Here is a 20345-nt window from a genome sequence, read left to right as displayed (position 1 = left end):
ACTTAGAACGCTCATTTTCTAGGGATTTCTTATCTTTACGTGGCACTCTTCAAACTTCAGAAAGGCGATTTTGTCTTATTTATAAAAAATAATAATAAATTGGCATAACGTGTGATTGATTTCCATTCCGACTGGGCGACAGAATAAAGTAAAAAGATTCACATAAATTTGTGTGTGAATCTTTTTTATGCTTTAAAAGGTGTATGTCGATAAAATTTAAAAGTTGGGTGATAAAACCCGAAAATTTATTGATAAATTTCAAAAGTTGGTCGATAAAACATAAAAGTGTTTCGATAAATTTCAAGAGATGACATTTTGTTAAAGCGTATGCCATGCAAATAAGTGGAGTGAAGCGGCTCATCGGACGCCCCCAGGAAGCTTTAGCGTAGTGCTAACGTAGCAGCAGCAACAAATGTTTTTTTCTGTAGCGAAAGCAAAGCGTCAGCTACAAAGCGCCCATCCGGAACGGAGAACACCCAGAACACCCCTCACTATGATAATAAATAAAAAACTATGCACGGGCTTTATGCATAGTCGTTAGAAATCTCTAATTGTTGTATCTAATCGATTGGCAACTTGTTTTAATTCCTCGGAAGATTCTCCAATCGTTTCTATAATTTCCGCCAGTTCCGTTATTTTTAGTCCGACGTTTTGGAAGTTTGAGATAGAACCGTTTACTGAGCTAGATATTGCGTCGAATGCTTTTAAAGATTCCTCATTTTGCTCAATACTATTGTTCACCATCTCTTGAATCTCATGAATTGCTTGAACAACTTGTTGTGTAATCCCATTAGACATAGTTATGAGATCCGCAATTTGTTCAACCGACGTTTTGGTCTGATCTGCAAGCTTACGAACTTCGCTCGCTACGACAGCAAAGCCTTTTCCGTGCTCTCCTGCACGTGCAGCCTCAATAGCCGAATTTAACGCAAGTAAATTTGTTTGACCAGAAATATTTTTTACTATTTCAATAACAGCATTAATTTTGGAGGAAGAATCATCTAATTGCTCCACCATACCCGACATTTCAACTGTCTTATGATGAATTTTCCCTGTCTGCTCATTAATTAATATTATTTTAGAATAACCTTCAGACGATACCTCTTGCATTGTTTTTGCCTCATCGATACTTTCCTTCAAGTATTCATTCACTTCCTTGGTGTTATAAACGAGTTCTGTCACTGTTTCATTGGTACTATGAGATTGGGTCTCTAGCTGCGTAGATATCCCACCTATAATTTCCTTAACATGTTCTCGAACACTATGCTGTTGCTTCTCAATTAATGTATTAGCATAATTATCATATTCCTCTAGAACAATCTGTTGTTCAAAATTACACATTTTACTAACGGCCTCACAAAACTTTTCTTCTTCATCCCTCGTTAATTGAAGCTTATAAACAATCTGTCTTAAAAATTTTTCAAGGTTTTGAAAGGCTGCTAAATACCACTTAGGATACAAGTTAATCTTCACATGCATTTTTGCTACTTGCCTTCTCTTCTTCAAAAATGCATCGTCTATACGCCCTTCGAACATTTCTATAATATGATGGCTTAATGTTTGGCGTAACTTCTCACTAGAGCTATACTTTTCAATCACCTCACGTAATGTTGGCACACTCTCAATCGCATGATAAAATGCTGCCACTACCTCTTCAACATTTCGTTCAATATACGGTTTTAAACTTCTAATTAACTGTAAATCCTCTCTAGTTAAATTTACTAGATTTAACTGTAGTAAACGTTCCTGATCTTGAATAATAACCCCTATACTTGATTCATCAGTAATCTCAATTGTATTCTTCTTAGACTTATTTCCAATTTGAAACAATTTCCCCACCCCGTTGTATGTCTATTCTACTAAATATAATCAGAAAACAAAAAACTCTCTGAATTCAATTATAAGTTCTTTACAACTGTAATGACAATATATAGGGAAAAAATATCTGTTTTACAATACGCGATAATCTATCATACTACTCTCGAACAATACTTATTAACCATGCATTTCTTCTTAATTTAATTATTTATGCCTCGGCCTAATTGCCGCTGTCGCTTCGCTTTCGCGCAGTCCGGAATCTGCTTAGTACTTAGAGGGTCAACACAATGTCGGTCATTCGTTTATCCACAGAACGTGGCGTTCGTAGGCTTAGCTCCTCTTTTTGTGCCGAAAACGTAACAACAGGTAAAATTTGTAACCCGCTGAAAGAAATTAAAAAAAGCCACTCATTCTTAATAGAAGAGTGACTTTATTATTTACATAAAGATAATAACAGCTAGTACAGCAGCTAGTACTATACGATAAATAGCAAATGGCATTAATTTCACTTTTGAAATAAGTGCTAAGAAGAATTTAATTGATAGTAATGCGAAGATAAATGAGCTAATGAAGCCTACTACATAGAATCCAAAATAATCCATAGATAGGGTATCCCAGTTTTTCAGTACAGATACTAAACTAGCACCCGCCATAATTGGTACTGCCATAATGAAAGTAAAATCTGCCGCCACACGGTGACTCATGCCAAATAGTACACCACCAGATATTGTTGCCCCTGAACGAGAGAATCCTGGCCAAAGTGATAAACATTGTACTAACCCTACTTTAAAAGCTAAACCATAAGAAATTTTATCTAAAGAATCGACTCTTGGTCTTTTCGGAGCTAATTTATCGGCAGCAATCATTAAAAGTGCTCCAGCTACTAAAGCATAAATAACATGCTCTACTTTAAATAAATGATCATCGATAAAATCTTTGAACGCAAAACCTAATATAACTGCTGGCAACATACCCACAATCACATGTAGTAAGTTGAAGTGACCTTTTACAGATTTCGATTGGCCATCAATTTTATAAAGTCCCACTAAATTTAACATTCGCTTCCACATAACAACGACTACGGCTAAAATGGAGCCAAGCTGTACAACTATTTTAAACGTATTGGCGGGATACATCCCTAAAAACTCCTCTGTCTTTAGCCACATATCGTCTACAATAATCATATGTCCTGTCGACGACACTGGCGCAAACTCTGTCATTCCCTCGACAAAGCCCAAAATAAGCGCCTTTAATAATTCAATGATATCCACGTTTTCACCTTACCTTTTATAAATTAAATACCAACATATTATAAAATACACTTTTTCATATACTATGACTATAACATTCAGTTATGAGTAGACTGCCTTATCACCATAACGTGGGATTGATTTCCGTTCCGGCTGGGCGCTTTCGCACAGAAAACCATCTGTGAAGCTAGTCCCCAAGGAGTCCCTAGCCTCCAATCTACTTATTCACATGTCATTTATTTCAAAATGTCTTCAGATGACGGACCAAAATCATCATAATACAGAGATTGCAATTTACCAACTAACGGAAATTTATATCTACAACCCATAACTCGGAACGGCTGCCTATTCGCATTGGCGGACCCCAAAAGCCAAAGCCTGATGAAACAAGTGTATGCATTTTTTCTTTTATCTTATAACCATAATCAAGTTCAAATACACGAGCCGTTATATACTGATTAGGCCATAGTTGACCTTTATGTGTATGCCCTGACATATGGAAGTCTACGCCCATTTTTGCAGGTGTAATTAAATCATTTGGGGTATGATTCATAACAAACCAAGGCAAATCATCTACTGTCTTCAATGCATCTAGTTGCTTTCTATCCTTATTTGTAATATCCTCTTGCCCCGTTAATACTATCACATTATCGATTCTAATAGTTTCATCACACAAAACTTTTACATTAGCATTTTCCATCTCTTTAATAAATTCAGGGATTTTCTTGCCATAGTATTCGTGATTGCCTAGTACACCGTACACTCCATATGTCGATGTTAATTGCTTCATCACATCTGCCATTCCATCTTTAGCAAACCATTTAGGATCGTCATCCACAATATCCCCAGCTAAAAAGACGATGTCCGGTTGTGCTTCATTCGATAAAGTAACAAAACGTTGTAAATGTCTTTTATTTGAGAGAACCCCTAAATGAAAATCTGAAGCAACTACAACTCTCATCGAATCTAGCTCACTACTCTTTTTATCCATCGTTATTTCTAAATGACGGACAACAGGTGAATATGCTAAATAAGTGCCTACAATACTTAGTACAAAAAATATAGCAATAGCTATACTTCCAATGATCTGTACACTTTTAAAGGGGCTTAACCAAATAATCAAGTGGGCTAACAAGCAAAGCATTAATCCGTATTCAAAAATAAACATCCAGTAATTATGGATTATTGAAAAGACTCGTAAGGACTCATGCAATCTACTAATAACAATACTAAACGCAATGATATACAGTACTACCCAATATAAAATTGGGAAGCGGAACCATCCCATTGCCACAAGCCACTGTCTCAATCCCCATCCTAAGTAAAAAGTTAACGCACTATATATACTTATTAATAGAATTCCACCGATTACTTTAGGCATTTCAGTTCCCTACTTTCATATAGTCTTAGTAGATTATAGCATTATACTTAATTTTTAAATTTGCATTAAGTATTTCTTATTGAAAGTATGTAAGGGCAACCAATGTGCTCATTATATTGTACATTTTTCTTGTCATTTAATTGTATGATTTACATGACAATTTAATTAGAAAGGTGACAATATCGTAATCTAGGCTCTCTTCTGGTTTACAATGAGACCTAAGAAAGCACCTATGAATAATACACTTTAATTTTTCTGAATTTTTAAGTAACATTGTAATTGCAAGAAAAAATTTGCATATACGGGAGAAAAAAGGGGTGTTGTTCATGGCAAAATATAAATTTGAATCAACAGAGCATGTGTTATTTCGTAAAACCTTACGTAAGTTTTTAGCAGAAGAAGCTGAACCATATTATTCACAATGGGAGAAAGATCATCTTATTCCACTTGAGTTTTGGCGTAAGCTTGGAGAAATGGGCTATCTATGCCCTCAAGTAGAAGAACAATACGGCGGTCTCGGACTAGATTTTAGTTTTGGCGTTATTATACAAGAAGAGCTTGAGCGTGTAGGTTCGAGCCTTATTGGCGTTGGTCTGCATAACGATATTGTCGTTCCTTATATTGAAGCATACGGCTCAAATGAGCAAAAATCACGCTGGCTACCAAAATGCGTTACAGGCGAAAATATTACTGCCATTGCTATGACAGAGCCAGGTACAGGTTCGGATTTGGCAAACATTCAAACAACTGCTATTCGTGATGGCGATCACTATATCGTCAACGGGCAAAAAACATTTATTACAAATGGTATTCATACAAATTTAGTAGTCGTTGCTGTAAAAACAAATCCTCAGGCCGAAAAAAAACATCGCGGTATTAGCCTCCTTGTCATCGAGGACGGGACGCCGGGCTTCACGAAAGGTCGCAAACTCGAAAAAGTTGGCATGCACGCGCAGGACACAGCAGAGCTCTTTTTTGAGGATTGTCGCGTACCTGTTGAAAATCTCCTTGGCGAAGAAGGTAAAGGCTTTATCTATATGATGGAAAAGCTACAACAAGAGCGTCTAGCAGTAGCCATCGCTGCGCAAACGGCTGCTGAGGACATGCTGGCCTTAACAATTAATTATGTAAAATCACGCAAAGCTTTCGGGAAACCAATTAGTGACTTCCAAAATACACAATTTAAAATAGCTGAAATGGCAACAAAAATTGAACTAGGCAAATCATTTTTAGAATCTTTAATAGAGGAACATATCGCAGGAAATGATGTTATGACAAAAGTTTCGATGGCAAAATACTGGATAACGGAAAATGCACGCGAGCTTGCTATCCAGTGCATGCAGTTACATGGTGGCTACGGTTATATGGAAGAATACAAGATTGCTAGAAGATATCGAGATATTCCTGTCATGTCCATTTATGCAGGTACTAACGAAGTCATGAAAGTGATTATTGCCAAGAATTTAGGACTATAACTAGGTATTAAACAAAGTAAGGTTCTTCGGCGAAACGAGGTGTTGAAGTGACGGATGAAAGTGCCGTATCGACGGATGTTATAGCCTAAACGACGGATTGAACCGGCAAAGTCGTGGATAGAAACGCCATAACCGTGGATAGATCGGCCAAATCTGTTTTTCAAAATAAAAGAACAGCGGCAAAATGTTTGCCGCTGCTTTTTTGTCTATGCTGTTGGGATTCGAACAATTACTTTAAATAAATCTCCATCTACCTCTATACTCATACGAGCACCATGCAAATCTACAATGGATTGTGCTATGGCTAAGCCTAGCCCTGAGCCCTCTGTATGGCGTGATGCATCGGCTCTCTTAAAGCGTTCAAATAACTCATCAGCATTCTCGCTAATTTCATATTTTGCAACATTCTTCACAGTGAATTCAGCATCACCTTCTGCCGTCCGTTTCAATGTTACATAAACACGTGTGCCTTCTAATGCATATTTCAACACATTAACGATTAAATTATCGATTAATCTCCACCATTTTTGTCCATCCACATATGCGTAGATTGGCTCATGTGGTTTTGTCATGCGTAAATCTAAATGCGCCTGTGCTAAATCTTCCTCATGCTCCCCTACCGCCTGCTGTATAAGCTGGGTTAAATCAACTCGAGTGCGATGAAGCTCCATATTCCCACTCGCCATTTTAGACACTTCAAAAAGATCTTCAATCAGTAATTTTAGACGTTCTGATTTTTTATCAAGGATATGAATGTATTGCTTACGCTCTTCCTCTGTAACATCAGGATTTTTCAATAAATCTGTATACGTAATAATAGATGTTAACGGCGTGCGTAAGTCGTGACTAACATTCGTAATAAGCTCTGTTTTTAAACGCTCACTTTTTGCCTGTTCATGCATAGACGTGCGTACGCCTTCCCTTAAATGATTAAGATTTTCTGCATGCCCAGCGAGTGGTGATTTGCCCATTACCTTGACATCGCGATTTAAACGTCCTTCTGCCATATCTTTCGTGTCCTTCAAAATTCGGTTTAAATAGCCCATTCTAGAAAGGAAGAGAATCATGGCTGGTATACCGATCATTGCGCAGATAACCAACATTAAAAAGGGGAATCCGCCACCTGTTGCCATTGTAGCAACAAGGCTGCCACCACCGAAAAACGCTGCCCCAATCATTACAATGGAATGTAATGCTATGGAACGATTTATAAATAAATCTGTGATTGATCCGCCAAGTGACCATAAATAGCTAGCTTTTAAGTCTTCTTTTAATTTCTGTGTTGTATTCACTCGATCATACAACCAAATAAGCTGTACAAAGAACAGCATTGCAATAATGATTAAGGCACCTATTTTAAACAACAAACTAATTAAGTAATGTACATAGTTAGATTGATACGGAACAAACTCAATCGACTCAAAAGCAATTTCAGATGCTATAAAATATATGAATGCACTTATTATTAATAATCCAATTGGATAATCAATTTTCATCTTTGCAAGAGCTTCTTTTTCCTTTAAACCTTGTACCATCTGCAGTACTTCTTTACGCCCTTTCCATGCAAAAATAGCTGCCACAATACTCGTTAGCCATATAAAGTAGAACATGTATTGATTGCGTGTAAAATCGTCATATCCTCCCAAGATATCGGCTTCTTGGGCTGATTTTTTTGAAATGGTTACGATACCAGTGTAATCAGAACTTTCCCTCAAATCCTCTATATCCACGTAACTATCAGCCCGGTAGCTTAAATTATCACTTATATTCCAAGCAGTTAATGGGTGTTGTCCGTTATACTTAATTTTAAACGCACTACTATCCGAAACATCACCGGAACGATATGTTTTGCCTGTTTCAATGTTCGTTAATTCATAAGACCAATAATTATAATTTTTCGCAAAACTCTTTGCTTCTTCATTTGCTGCCTTTATATATTGATCAACAAGCTCTTCCTTTTGAGCTAGAATTTTTTCACGGACATGCTCATCATCCTCGAAATTACCCGTAATATCTTTAATTATTGCATCACGCTCTTTCTCAAGCTTGGCTTTTAATTCTGTTGCATTTACATTAGCAGCTTCTTGAATACGTCCTTCATATTGAGTTTTAATACTATCTATCTGTTCTCCTAATGTTCCATAGCGATTACGATGTTCCTCTATTTCACTTTGTGTAACCACAATTTTACTTTTCAAATCCTCAGCTATTGGCATGTTCAACACTAATGGTCCTAATTCTGACTGAAAATTATCAAGTTCATGCTGGAAATTTTCAGATTGAAAATACGACTTTCCAATATATTGGTACCCGATCTTAGAGAACGTAAATATACCGAAAATTACCCAGATTAAACATAAAAGAACGAGAAGAGGTTTCCAATTTTTTAACATACTTTTAACTCCTCTCTAAAAAATTCTCTCCAGTAATTGTAACATCCCCGAAGAGCGTGAAGTTACTATTTGGTAGGCATACACACCGAAATAAATTAGTCCAATAACCCCTGCTACAAACCCTGCAATTGTAACATACTGCTCTATTTTATTTTTCCATTTTATAGCCAACGCCCCACACCACCTTTAAATAGCGTGGATTTTTCGGATCTGCTTCGATTTTTTCACGTATTTTTCGAATGTGTACAGCCACAATATTTTCTGCATTGTAAGCCTCCTCATTCCACACACGCTCATAAATCTCTCTTATCGAAAATACCCGCCCTACATTTTTCATTAATAATTCCGTAATCTTATATTCGATCGGTGTTAATCGAACAGGCTCACCTTCTAAAATGACTTCCTTTGCATCTTCATCTAATACAAGTCCGTCGATTTCCACCTTTGCTGCTCCCTCATTGTACGTCCCAAGTTGTACATAACGTCGCAGCTGAGATTTTACTCGAGCCAACAACTCTAGCGGATGAAAAGGCTTTGTGACGTAATCATCAGCGCCTACAGACAAGCCATGAATTTTGTCGCCATCCTCCGCCTTTGCACTAAGCATAATAATTGGAATATTGCGCTCTTCTCTAATTTTAAACGTCGCTGTAATTCCATCCATATTTGGCATCATAATATCTAAAATAATTAAATGTACTTCATTGTTTTCTAATTTTTCGAGTGCCTCTAAGCCGTCAGCAGCTTTAATGACATTGTAGCCTTCATTCTTTAAATAAATTTCAATACCATCACGAATATCTTGATCATCGTCTGTTACAAGAACTGTTAGTTTCGTCATGATATACACCTCGCTCTCACTTAATAGTGTACCTTTTAAATCTTAAAAACCAGTTAGTATAAAAATGAAGAATTTCTTAAGGTTTTAACTTTGGTGGGTGTCACGGAATCGAAAAGGAATTCACAAAAGGATGCTCGCCGTTATCGCAGGACGTGATCGTTTTAGCCTTCGTTCCCATCCCCAAGGAGTCGGCTAGACGCCACTCCAATACAGGGCAATATATATGTCAAAGAAAAGACCTGCAGAAAAGGCTAGTCTAGCCCCTTCCCCATTGTTTACATAGTTGGTGTTCCCCGCAAGATTTCCAAAGTTCCCTTTCTAAAGCATCACAAAAGACAGGAGAGAGCTACTAAACGATAAAATGGTTCCAATAGCTACACCTGTAAGACGAATCGATGAGAAAAAAAGACCTTGAATAAATGTCCATTTCCTTGAACATTTCAGACAGCTTATTTTACATTGCAAAATGGTAATAGCTAATCATCATTATTGCCCCCGTAACCGTCACAACTCATTAACATTAATAATACAGATTTATCCAAAATCAAACAATTACCATTTTCCTTTTTCTTTCATTTATTAACCCATAGTAGGCTTTCTATTAAAGGGAGGTTATAATAAAAACAATAAAAGGAGCGAAATTTATGTATAAAACAATTGAAGAAACAGCCATCGAACTTAGTATGCCAGAGGATCAAGTTCTTCGCCTAGTTTACGAGGGCCGTATTCGTTCAGTATACGACGGTGACCAAATACTAATTAATAGCGGGCAATTTAGCACTTATTTTGAGCAGTTAGATCGCATTAAAGAGGAAATAGAAATTTGGCGGAATACACCTATTCCAGAGGATATCGATGTTAAAGATGAGGATTAAAAAATGCCTATCATTCAAACAAGTAGAACATTGTTGAATGATAGGCATCTATTATATTGTTACGACAAATCCAGCTCGCTTACCGATAATTTCCGCATAATCCTCAACCATTACACTAGCTGTTGGATACATACCTGCCCCAGGTCCAACTAGCGTCAATGTGCCAATATAATTAGTATCTAATGCCACAGCATTATTGACATCATCAACTGGATAAAGTGGATGTTCTTTATCAACTAATTGCGGGCCAACCTTTGCGACCACTTTACCATCTGCTAGTTTCTCAACCTCAGCAACGTGGCGGTAACGCAAGCCTTTTTCACATGCTTCTTTTACTTGCTCCGCCGAAATACTATCAATACCTACTACTTCGACGTCAGCCCAGTCTGGTTGTTCTCCAAATGCCAAAGCACTTAAAATCATTAATTTTTTAAAGGCATCCTGTCCTGAAATATCATTATATGGATCTGCCTCTGCATAGCCTAAATTTTGCGCTTCTTTTAATGCAGTTTCGAACGACCAGCCTTGTGAACGCATTTTCGTTAAAATATAGTTGGATGTCCCATTTAAAACACCCTGAATACGACTAACATCATTGACAAGCAAAATGTTTTTCATCGTTTTAATAACTGGTACACCGCCAGCAGTCGTTGCCTCAAAGCCTACAAAAACACCGTTTGCTTTTGCAAGATCCTGTAGCTCCAAGCCTCGTTTTGCAAACATTACTTTATTAGCGGTGATGACATGACATTTATGTTCAACAGCGCGCTTTAAATAAGTAAATGCTGGCTCCTCATTGACAATCGCCTCAAAAACAACCTGCATACCTGGTTCAGCTAATACTTCATCCATACTAGTTGTCATTAAATGCGCTGTGCCTGGTACACGTTCACGGCTAGTATCAGTAACTAAAATTTTTGCTACTTCTAGCTCAATTCCTAATTTATTTTTAAGCTCTTCACGCTTGTCGTTTAATATATGGTAAATTCCTTGACCTACCGTTCCAAATCCTAATATAGCTGCCTTTATAGTTGCCATTGTTGTATTCCCTCCAACTTACATTCCGCAGTTTCATTAAATTTATTTCGTCTCAGCTTAATTCGTACATATTTTGAATTGTGCGCCGACTTTATAAAGCAGGTCAATTTGCCGTGTTTCTAACACTTCGTTTTCAAACAGATATTTAGGTTAAGTCATCTAACCTTCGCTACTCTGAACGAAAATAAAAAACCTTTGAAACACACACAAATTCAAATAATTCAAAATTCAACTTAAAGAAAATTGTAACGTAAATACTTACATTGCACAAGAAAAATCTTTCTAGGATGGACATTTGTTTTCTGTAGACGTGCAAAAGAAATCGTTTTCATCCCTTTTATTATATGATTTTTCACTTGAACTATAATGATGGAACAATTATTGACTGTTCTTTATCAATTATGCCTCGGCAATTGCGTCCGGAACCGGCTTTATGCTGGTACAAAGCCGATTCCATGACATCCGCCAGAGGCTTTAGACCAATATGATGTTCACTCAGTCGTTGTTGTTGTTGCTGTCGCTTTCGCATAGATAAATTGCCACAGGACATGGCGTCCTTTAGTTCAGCAAATGTCTTTTGTACCAAAAGCGTAGCGACAGGTTCAGATGTTTGCAAACCTACTGAAAAGAAACTTAACTACGCATTAATCTCACCAACTATAAATGTGAGAGACTTTTGTAACAGCGCTTCCGTTACAAATATATTTGTTGAAAGAAGTTAAAAAAACAAATGCCTTTCTTCTATTATATATGTATGTAAAGACATTCATAAAAATTGTTCTTTTGAATATATTAATAAAAATTTTTTCTGTATATTTTCATAAGTCTAATTTAAAAAGCTCATTCCCTGTAGCAGCAGAGAATGAGCTAAAAATATGAGGGATAATTAACTAGCGTTGGCTAGCAATTTATAACGATATTGTGTTAAAGCTTGTTGAACTAATCCTATTTCCTCCCGCGTAAAATTTGGTATTGCATACGTACGTTCAACTAATTGGAATGTACCGTATTTTAAATAATACTCTGTCGCAGGAAGAGGAATATGATTTGCTCCATAGCTTTCATAAGCTTCGAAAACTTCTTTTACTGTATAGCCTTCCTCTTTGACATAAACCATTTCATTAAAAGCAGAATGTCCAAAGTTCTCTTGCCATTTACGTTCAACTGACGCAAGTATGTTTTGAATGGACATGTTGTTCACAAACACATGACCTTCATTTAATTCATAAATAAGATAAGATGCAATGTTTTGCGCACTATACACATTTCCCATTTAAAACACTCCTTTATCATCAGTTTTGTAGCAATAGTAGCTACTGGCTGAGTAACTACTCCTCTTCATCTATTCAAAAGTGGGGGAGCACTTATGAAACTAAATTAGTTTAAGCATTAATTGAAAACATTGGTTCTAGGTTGGTAGCCCTTCGAACACTTTTCTTATTTCCTAGTATAAAACAAGGATTTAAGAAAGTCAATAATACTTATCAAGTTACTAGGTATTAAATTTCCAGCTTCTTCACCAAATGAGGCGAGCGGATGATGTAGCAACCTTTGACGCATGACCAAATGAGGCCTATCGAATGAGAAAATACGTCAACACTACAACAAAGTCCTTTTTATTAAGCTTCTACTTTTTGTTGTGAGGCTGTTACTTGTTCAATAGCTTGTTCTAAATCTTCAATGATGTCCTCTACTGCCTCTAAACCGATGGATAAGCGAATGAGCGACTCGGTTACGCCAGTTTGGATTAGCTCTTCAGCAGATAGTTGCTGATGTGTAGTAGATGCTGGATGAATAATTAATGATTTTGCATCCCCTACATTTGCTACGTGCGAGAATAATTTCACACTATCTATTAATTTACGCCCTGCTTCACGTCCACCTTTAATACCAAATGTAAGCACTGAACCGAAGCCATTTTTTAAATATTTTTTAGCTAAATCATGGGTAGGGAAATCTTCTAAGCCATTGTAATTTACATATTCCACAGATGGGTGGTTTCGTAAATATTCAGCTACCGCTAATGCATTTTCGTTGTGTTTAGGAATACGCAAATGAAGCGTTTCTAAACCTTGTAATAAATTAAATGCTGCATCTGCACTTAATGTTGGACCAAAGTCGCGTAGTAATTGCACACGCAATTTTGTGGCGAATGCTGCCTCTGCTGTGTCAATACCATAACGTAAACCATGATAAGAAGCATCTGGCTCAGTAAAACCTGGGAAACGGCCACGAGTCCAGTCAAACTTCCCTGCATCTACTACAACACCACCTAAAGTTGTTCCGTGGCCACCAATCCATTTTGTTGCGGAATGAACAACAATATCCGCACCGTAGTCAATTGGTGTAGAGCCATATGGTGAAGCAAATGTGCTATCAATAATTAATGGCAAGCCGTTTTCATGTGCTATATTTGCTACTGCTTCAATATCTAGTACCTTTAAACTTGGGTTACCGTAAATTTCAGCGAACACGGCCTTTGTTTTATCAGTAATAGCTGCTCGGAAATTTTCTGGATTTGTTTCGTCTACAAAAATCGTTTTAATACCGTAGTTTGGTAGTGTGTTGGCGAATAAATTATAAGTACCTCCGTATAAAGAGCTACCTGCAACGATTTCATCGCCTGCCCCTGCAAGATTTAAAATGGAAAATGCGATAGCTGCTGCACCAGATGAAAGTGCTACTGCTGCTGTACCGCCTTCTAATAAAGCGACGCGTTTTTCAAAAACATCTACAGTTGGGTTTGTAATTCGTGTGTAAATATTGCCCGCTTCCTCTAAGGCAAAAAGACGTTGCGCATGAGCAGTGTCTTTAAAAACGAAAGCCGTTGAGCGATATATCGGTACTGTTCGTGATCCTGTTACCGGGTCTGGCTCTTGGCCACCGTGTAACAGCAATGTTTCTGGTTTAAATTTTGTCATTGTATACCTCCAAATGGTTATTTTTTTACGATGGTACCGGAGATGAGGAGGATTTTTTAGTAGAAAACAAAAACCCTCTTCAGCTAAGAAGAGGGTTGCGGTTGCAAGTTTTCCTCCCCTTATCTGCCAGATCCAATAAGAATCTGTAGGAATTAGCACCTTAGCAAGTTCATCACTTACTGGTTGCCGGGCATCATAGGGCCTATCCCTCCGCCGCTCTTGATAAGAGTATGAGATTCAATTTCCATCGTTGTTACACAGTATAAACATAGACTTTTTCACTGTCAATACTAAAATTTTATTTTTTCTGAAACTTCCGTCTGCTTTTTTACGTAATACGAACGCATACACTATTTTGATATTTATAGTTTTTATCACAAAATGTGGGGTTGATTACAGTTCCGACTATGTGCTCTCCTAGGGGCGCCCAGTCTCACTCCAATCAACTTTAGGGCATTTGTTATACCAAACGTCATTCCTAACTTTTAGTGACGAGCCTATTTTATTTTGAAAGGAGAATTTTTATGATAAAAGCCGTTATTATTTTTCTTCTTGTTGGTTATTTGATTGGCTGTATTCACGGCTCTAAAGTTGCTCAGTTTTTATCTGGGGTAGATTTAAAAAAGACTGGTCATGGCAATGCAGGTGCCTCTAACGCAACACTTTCCCTCGGCTGGAAATACGGCATATTAGTTGCACTGATCGATATCGGCAAAGGCGTTGCGGCTATAATCTGTGCACATGCCTATTTAGCAGATATAACACAATTAACAGAAATACAAGTTTGGCTCTTTACTTATATTGCAGCTGCTGGTGTCATTCTAGGTCATAATTTCCCATTTTATATGGGCTTCAATGGCGGTAAAGGAACTGCTTCAATCATTGGGATATTACTTGCAATTGATTGGACAATTGGCTTATTTGCACTCATTTTATTTGTTATGTTATCTTTCGTAACGAACTATTTAATTGTCGGTGTACTTGAGTTTTATCTCGTTTTCTGTATAGCCACATATTTATGGATTCCTGGAACAGTCCCAACGATTATAGCCCTATTACTTTTTGGTATAGCCATCATTTTGCATATCGAAAATATTAAGCGCTTGCTGCTAGGAACTGAGCCTAAAGTGACTTCAGCATTCAAAAAGAAAAAATAATATCTTTTGGATATTTTTGTCTTTTCTATGACCATTAATTTTCTCGCAACTTCCCATTATCGCTATATATAGAGGGTATTTCACATACTAGTTTTTTTACAATAAATAGACAAATTAACTTTCTTCATAAAGCATTTTACTAGCCGATGTGAAAATTATAGTCATGTTTAAGAAAGGATGAAAAAGTATGTCTACTTCTGAACAAGCAAAACCAAAACGTAATTTGAAACCACTCTGGATTGGATTAGCCTTCGCTTCATTAATCATCATCACTTTTTTACCTAACAACGGCGATTTACCTATAGCCGGACAACGCGCTTTGGCTATTTTAGCTTTTGCGGTCATCCTTTGGGTTACAGAAGCAGTATCCTATCCCGTTAGCTCTGCTATGATTATTGCTCTCGTTACAATCTTATTAGGGTTAGCTCCATCAATGGAAGATTCAACGAGAGAGCTAGGCACTTCGGATGCATTAAAATTAGCATTAAGTGGATTTAGTAATTCAGCAGTAGCACTAGTAGCCGCAGCACTTTTCCTAGCGGCAGCCATGCAGATTACCAATTTACATAAAAGACTTGCGCTTTGGATCCTTTCACTCGTAGGGACAAAAACGAAAGCCATTGTATTCGGTGCTATTTTAGTATCTATTGCACTCGCATTCTTTGTCCCTTCTGCTACTGCACGTGCAGGCGCAGTTGTGCCAATACTACTTGGGATGGTAGCAGCATTTGGTTTACCACGTGATAGTCGACTTGCTGCTCTACTTGTCATTACCTCTGTGCAAGCTGTCTCTATTTGGAATATTGGTATAAAGACGGCAGCAGCTCAAAATATGGTCGCTTTAAACTTCATCAAAGAACAATTTGGTGTGGATATTTCTTGGGGTGCTTGGTTACTTTATGCAGCTCCCTTCTCAATCATCATGTCAGTCGCTCTATTTTTCATTATGATTACACTAATTAAGCCTGAAACAAGTAATATTGCCGGTGGTAGAGAAGTAATAAAAAAACAGCTTGCAGAACTTGGTCCGTTAAAGGCTCCTGAAATTCGATTAATCATAACATCAGTAGTTTTACTATTTCTCTGGGCTGCTGAGGGCAAACTTCACCCATTCGATACGACAACTGTCACAATCGTTGCAATCGCCATTTTATTAATGCCCAAAATCGGAGTCTATTCATGGAAGCAAGTTGAACCACATATTCCTTGGGGGACAATTATCGTCTTCGCTGTAGGAATTATGCTAGGCACTGTCTTGCTTAATACAAAAGGTGCATCGTGGTTATCTGATAAAGTATTCGGTTCACTTGGTTTAGATTCTATGCCAATTCTTGCAACAATCGCGCTTGTTACTTTATTTAATATTCTTATTCATTTAGGCTTTGCGAGTGCAACAAGCCTAGCATCTGCGCTTGTACCGGTATTCATCGTTTTAGCCTCAACATTAACAACTAATGTCGATCAGGTTGGTTTCGTTATCGTACAACAATTCGTTATTAGCTTCGGCTTCCTCTTACCTATTAGTGCACCGCAAAATATGCTTGCGTATGGGACAGGAGCCTTTACAACAAAAGATTTCTTAAAATCCGGGATTCCATTAACGATTATTGGATACATTCTAGTTCTTTTATTTTCTGCAACCTATTGGAAATGGATTGGTTTACTGTGAGAAGCCAGGGGTTTTTTTAAACAACTGAGGGGATTACCTAATCACTTCTCGAGGATGCTTTTGGATTATATTTTTCTCAAATTTAAAGCCTTGAAGGAACAAGTCAACTGTCCTTCAAGGCTTTTATTACTTTATTATTTCGATAAAGCGGGATTCTTCATCGTACCATTTTTTGCGTAATTCACATGCCATGACAGCGCATTTTCTAGATTGTGTGGCGTATGGTGTCCACCTGTTGCTTCATTGGCATCATTAAAATACTTCCATAATTGCTCACGATATTCCGGATGTGCACAGTGATCGATAATGAGGCCAACCCGTTCTTTTGGAGCAAGTCCACGTAGGTCTGCTACTCCCTGCTCTGTGACGATTACATCTACATCATGCTCTGTATGGTCTACATGTGAGACCATTGGAACGATACTAGAAATATTTCCGCCTTTCGCGTATGATTTCGTGACGAAAATACCTAATCTCGCATTACGTGCAAAGTCCCCGGAGCCGCCAATTCCATTCATCATTTTTGTGCCAGAAACATGCGTAGAATTCACATTCCCATAAATATCTACCTCTAGCGCTGTATTAACAGAAATTAACCCGAGTCGGCGAATAATTTCTGGTTGGTTAGAAATTTCTTGCGGACGTAATACTAGTTTATCTGCATATTTTTCAAAATTACCATAAACTCGGTTTCCAACTTCCTCAGAAAGGGTAATAGAAGTAGCAGATGCAAAGTTTACCTTCCCTGCATCAATTAATTCGAATACGGCATCTTGCAGTACTTCTGAATATACTTCTAAGTTCTCAAACTCAGAATCTTTAAAGCCTAATAAAACAGCATTAGCTACTGAGCCTACACCTGATTGAATGGGTCTTAAGCTTGTTGTTAAACGACCTATTTTAATTTCTTCACGTAGGAAGTTTAATAAATGATTGGCCATAATACCTGTTTCTTCATCTGCAGGAACAATCGTTGATGGTGCATCTAAAATATCTGAAATCACAATGCCTTTTACTTTATCTAAATCTAGTCGTATACCAATTGTGCCAAGCCGATCGGATACGTGTTGTAACGGAATCGGATCACGTTTCCCCTGTTGTCCCGGTACAAAAATATCATGGACACCTTCTAATGCATCAAGCTGAGCTATGTTCAACTCAATGATGATTTGGTCTGCTTCTTGCACAAAAATAGGAGAATTGCCAACTGAAGTAGTAGGAATTAGCAAGCCGTCTTCTGTAATAGCAGCCGCTTCAATAATCGCAAAATCAATAGGACCAATAATACCTTGGCGCACTAGCTCCGCATTATGTGATAAATGCGCATCAACAAATGTAATTTCGCCACTGTTGATTTTATTACGAATACCGGCATCTGCTTGGAAAGGTCCACGTTTACGAATAACGCCAGCTTCTGCTAAGTATTGGTCAACTTCCGGGCCAAGCGATGCACCTGTATATACATCTACCTTGAAGCTCTCTTTTTTCGCTTTCTCCACAAGTGCAAGGGGCACCACTTTAACATCACCAGCACGTGTAAACCCGCTCATCCCAAGTACCATACCATCCTTAATCCAAGATGCTGCTTCTTCTGCTGTTACAACCTTGCTCCTTAGCTGTTCATTACGAAGCTTTTTCGCCAACTTTTCTGCCATCCCTCTTCCTCCATCCCGCTTTATTTTGTTTAACTACATTACTCGGTTTAATCCTTATGGTATAGTCATCCAATTATTAGAAATCCAACCAAATAAACCGTCCATATATAATTTTAAACTATTTAGAATTTTTAATCTATAACTAACAAAATATTTTATATTACGAGAAATTTTATGCATTCTCAAATTATTTAAAAATAATTTTCAACACCTTCTATAAATTTTGCCTTGGTGTAATTGTAGCTGTCGCTGTGCATTCACTACAAAAATATTTCCTGAAGGGAGATAAATTCGATTTTGAAGAAAAAGCGTGATATGCTCTTGATATATAAAGGGGAAAAGGAGATTTTATAAATGGTTAAAGAATTATTACGGAACCACTCCTCGGTTCGTATTTATGATGGAAATCCAATTTCAAAAGAAATTATAGAAGAATTAATTTCTACTGCACAAATGGCTGCTACGTCCCATTTCGTACAAGCTTATAGTGTAATTTGGGTAACAGATGCAGAGAAAAAAGAAAAATTAGGGTTACTCTCTGGTAATCCTCGTCAATACGAAACTTCTGGCGGTGCCTTTGTCTTCTGTGTAGATTTCAAGCGTCTGCAAACGGCAGGTAAATTAGAAGGTGTCGATATTGTGGCTGATTCAGCAGAAAACGTACTTGTTGGAGTAGCTGATGTATCATTATTCGCTCAAAACTTTGTCGTTGCTGCGGAATCTATGGGATATGGGATTTGTTACATTGGAGGCGTACGTAATAAGCCTGAAGAAATAAGCGAATTATTCAATCTACCTGACTATGTTTTCCCACTTTTCGGCTTAACAATTGGGGTTCCTGCACGTCGTAATGAAGTGAAACCTCGTTTACCGGTTGCAGCAGTATTACATGAAAATGAATACAATGCAGACAAATACGAGGAGCTTTTACCAGCTTATAACGACACAATGGAAACATACTATAATAATCGCTCATCTAATCGAAAAATTGATAACTGGACAAAGCAAATGGCTGATTTTTTAATTGAACAGCGCCGTCCTCACATTAATGAATTTTTAGCGAAAAAAGGGTTCAATTGGAAATAATTTCATCAGCAAACTATGTGGAGTTACTATCAAATGATAGTAACTCCCCTTTTTTCATCTTCTACATTGTCCGCCCGTTAGCCGTTACCGCCATGGATGCTATGTTTTTTAAGCTAACACCCTTTATTAACTCCTCCGATTTCCATGACACCCGCCAGAGGCTTTAACTTCTTTCAGCGGATGTTTTTTAATCCGCTGAAAGAAGTTAAATTTAGGTATAAATTGAACAAAAAGACTCTTTCCTTTTCAAACAATTCCATTAATACTAATAGATGACCGCTATGTGAAAAGGAGTTATGTATAAATGTCCTATATCAATAAACACCTTGCTCGTACATTAGAACAACAACATAAGCGAAGTGTAAGAGGTCTATTTTTAAAAATTCAAGACTTAAATAATGAATGTACTTTATTAAGAAAACGACTTGAACCACATATCGACTTAGTCGTTTATAAAGATGCTATTAATTATGTGAATCAATTCGTTTCCCACACTACTATCCTCAACTTGAAGTTTATTACAAATACACAAAATCTAGAGGTCGTGGTGTTACATGCACTTTTATTAGCATATATATTAGAAAACGAAGATTCTCATCCTTTTGAATATGAACATCATATACTGCAAGGGTACATACATGAAATATTTGCGTTAAACGATCATGCAAAAGCACTTTTTACTAACCACCAGGAAAAGATGCTTCACTATATGGAATCTCAGCCAACATAAAAAGAGACGATCTTCGTAGCATAGTACTACTAGATCGTCTTTTTTCCTTCATTCAA

The 20345-nt window shown here is 37.3% G+C and carries 16 protein-coding genes and 1 riboswitch; of the genes, 6 read left to right on the top strand and 10 right to left on the bottom strand.

The features are described from left to right. Window positions 1–537 precede the first annotated feature (537 nt). The 3 genes from ACIQ7N_RS09105 to ACIQ7N_RS09095 all read right to left on the bottom strand — a co-directional run bounded on the left by ACIQ7N_RS09105 (window position 538) and on the right by ACIQ7N_RS09095 (window position 4449). The gene (locus tag ACIQ7N_RS09105) at window positions 538–1839 is read right to left on the bottom strand and encodes a protoglobin domain-containing protein (protein WP_402931486.1); all 1302 of its coding nucleotides are present in this window, start codon (window positions 1837–1839) and stop codon (window positions 538–540) included. 416 nt (window positions 1840–2255) lie between these two features. Continuing rightward, window positions 2256–3089, bottom strand: coding sequence for an undecaprenyl-diphosphate phosphatase (locus ACIQ7N_RS09100; protein WP_132364696.1), 834 nt, complete (start codon window positions 3087–3089; stop codon window positions 2256–2258). Between the two features lie 280 nt (window positions 3090–3369). Further along, a complete protein-coding gene (locus ACIQ7N_RS09095) occupies window positions 3370–4449 on the bottom strand; it encodes a metallophosphoesterase (protein WP_402931484.1) in 1080 nt (359 codons plus the stop codon). Between the two features lie 326 nt (window positions 4450–4775). Between ACIQ7N_RS09095 and ACIQ7N_RS09090 the strand changes: the two genes are divergently transcribed. After that, complete coding sequence (locus tag ACIQ7N_RS09090; protein ID WP_402931483.1) at window positions 4776–5924, top strand: acyl-CoA dehydrogenase family protein; 1149 nt, start codon at window positions 4776–4778, stop codon at window positions 5922–5924. Window positions 5925–6130: 206 nt separating this feature from the next. Here the strand turns inward: ACIQ7N_RS09090 and ACIQ7N_RS09085 are convergent, their stop codons facing one another. The 3 genes from ACIQ7N_RS09085 to ACIQ7N_RS09075 are packed head-to-tail and all read right to left on the bottom strand — an operon-like array spanning window position 6131 to window position 9158. Beyond that, window positions 6131–8317, bottom strand: a complete 2187-nt coding sequence (locus tag ACIQ7N_RS09085; RefSeq protein WP_402931482.1) for a histidine kinase dimerization/phospho-acceptor domain-containing protein — start codon at window positions 8315–8317, stop codon at window positions 6131–6133. Between the two features lie 15 nt (window positions 8318–8332). Next, a complete protein-coding gene (locus ACIQ7N_RS09080; RefSeq protein WP_274068280.1) occupies window positions 8333–8488 on the bottom strand; it encodes a hypothetical protein in 156 nt (51 codons plus the stop codon). After that, a complete protein-coding gene (locus ACIQ7N_RS09075; RefSeq protein WP_132363670.1) occupies window positions 8466–9158 on the bottom strand; it encodes a response regulator transcription factor in 693 nt (230 codons plus the stop codon). Before ACIQ7N_RS09075 ends, ACIQ7N_RS09080 begins: the two co-directional genes overlap by 23 nt. Before the next feature lie 644 nt (window positions 9159–9802). Between ACIQ7N_RS09075 and ACIQ7N_RS09070 the strand changes: the two genes are divergently transcribed. Further along, on the top strand, window positions 9803–10033 hold the full coding sequence (locus ACIQ7N_RS09070) for a MerR family transcriptional regulator (RefSeq protein ID WP_053594071.1): 231 nt from the start codon (window positions 9803–9805) through the stop codon (window positions 10031–10033). A gap of 51 nt (window positions 10034–10084) precedes the next feature. On the opposite strand, the gene ACIQ7N_RS09065 is transcribed toward ACIQ7N_RS09070, so the two are convergent. The 3 genes from ACIQ7N_RS09065 to ACIQ7N_RS09055 all read right to left on the bottom strand — a co-directional run bounded on the left by ACIQ7N_RS09065 (window position 10085) and on the right by ACIQ7N_RS09055 (window position 13992). After that, window positions 10085–11071, bottom strand: coding sequence for a homoserine dehydrogenase (locus ACIQ7N_RS09065; protein ID WP_132363672.1), 987 nt, complete (start codon window positions 11069–11071; stop codon window positions 10085–10087). A gap of 886 nt (window positions 11072–11957) precedes the next feature. Continuing rightward, window positions 11958–12344, bottom strand: coding sequence for a hypothetical protein (locus tag ACIQ7N_RS09060; protein ID WP_402931481.1), 387 nt, complete (start codon window positions 12342–12344; stop codon window positions 11958–11960). A gap of 346 nt (window positions 12345–12690) precedes the next feature. Further along, window positions 12691–13992: an O-acetylhomoserine aminocarboxypropyltransferase/cysteine synthase family protein gene (locus ACIQ7N_RS09055; RefSeq protein WP_402931480.1), complete on the bottom strand. Its 1302-nt coding sequence runs from the start codon at window positions 13990–13992 to the stop codon at window positions 12691–12693. 116 nt (window positions 13993–14108) lie between these two features. Then, a riboswitch (SAM riboswitch) is annotated at window positions 14109–14221 on the bottom strand. A 295-nt stretch (window positions 14222–14516) separates the two neighbouring features. Between ACIQ7N_RS09055 and ACIQ7N_RS09050 the strand changes: the two genes are divergently transcribed. Further along, entirely contained in the window at window positions 14517–15149 is a 633-nt protein-coding gene (locus tag ACIQ7N_RS09050) for a glycerol-3-phosphate acyltransferase (protein ID WP_248718719.1), read from the top strand. Between the two features lie 187 nt (window positions 15150–15336). Continuing rightward, complete coding sequence (locus tag ACIQ7N_RS09045; RefSeq protein ID WP_402931478.1) at window positions 15337–16818, top strand: DASS family sodium-coupled anion symporter; 1482 nt, start codon at window positions 15337–15339, stop codon at window positions 16816–16818. A 134-nt stretch (window positions 16819–16952) separates the two neighbouring features. Here ACIQ7N_RS09045 and scpC read toward each other — a convergent pair whose 3' ends face one another. Further along, window positions 16953–18473 (bottom strand): succinyl-CoA:acetate CoA-transferase ScpC, encoded by a 1521-nt coding sequence (gene scpC, locus ACIQ7N_RS09040; protein ID WP_402931476.1) that lies wholly within the window; start codon window positions 18471–18473, stop codon window positions 16953–16955. Between the two features lie 354 nt (window positions 18474–18827). Here scpC and chrR point away from each other — a divergent pair, with 354 nt between their 5' ends. Beyond that, complete coding sequence (gene chrR, locus ACIQ7N_RS09035; RefSeq protein WP_248718717.1) at window positions 18828–19559, top strand: class II chromate reductase ChrR; 732 nt, start codon at window positions 18828–18830, stop codon at window positions 19557–19559. 304 nt (window positions 19560–19863) lie between these two features. Further along, complete coding sequence (locus ACIQ7N_RS09030) at window positions 19864–20289, top strand: hypothetical protein (protein WP_402931475.1); 426 nt, start codon at window positions 19864–19866, stop codon at window positions 20287–20289. The last annotated feature ends 56 nt before the right edge of the window (window positions 20290–20345 follow it).

It is taken from the genome of Lysinibacillus sp. NPDC095746 (assembly GCF_044763535.1).
Classification (GTDB): Bacteria; Bacillota; Bacilli; order Bacillales_A; family Planococcaceae; genus Lysinibacillus.
This window is presented reverse-complemented; position numbering and strand designations above follow the sequence as displayed.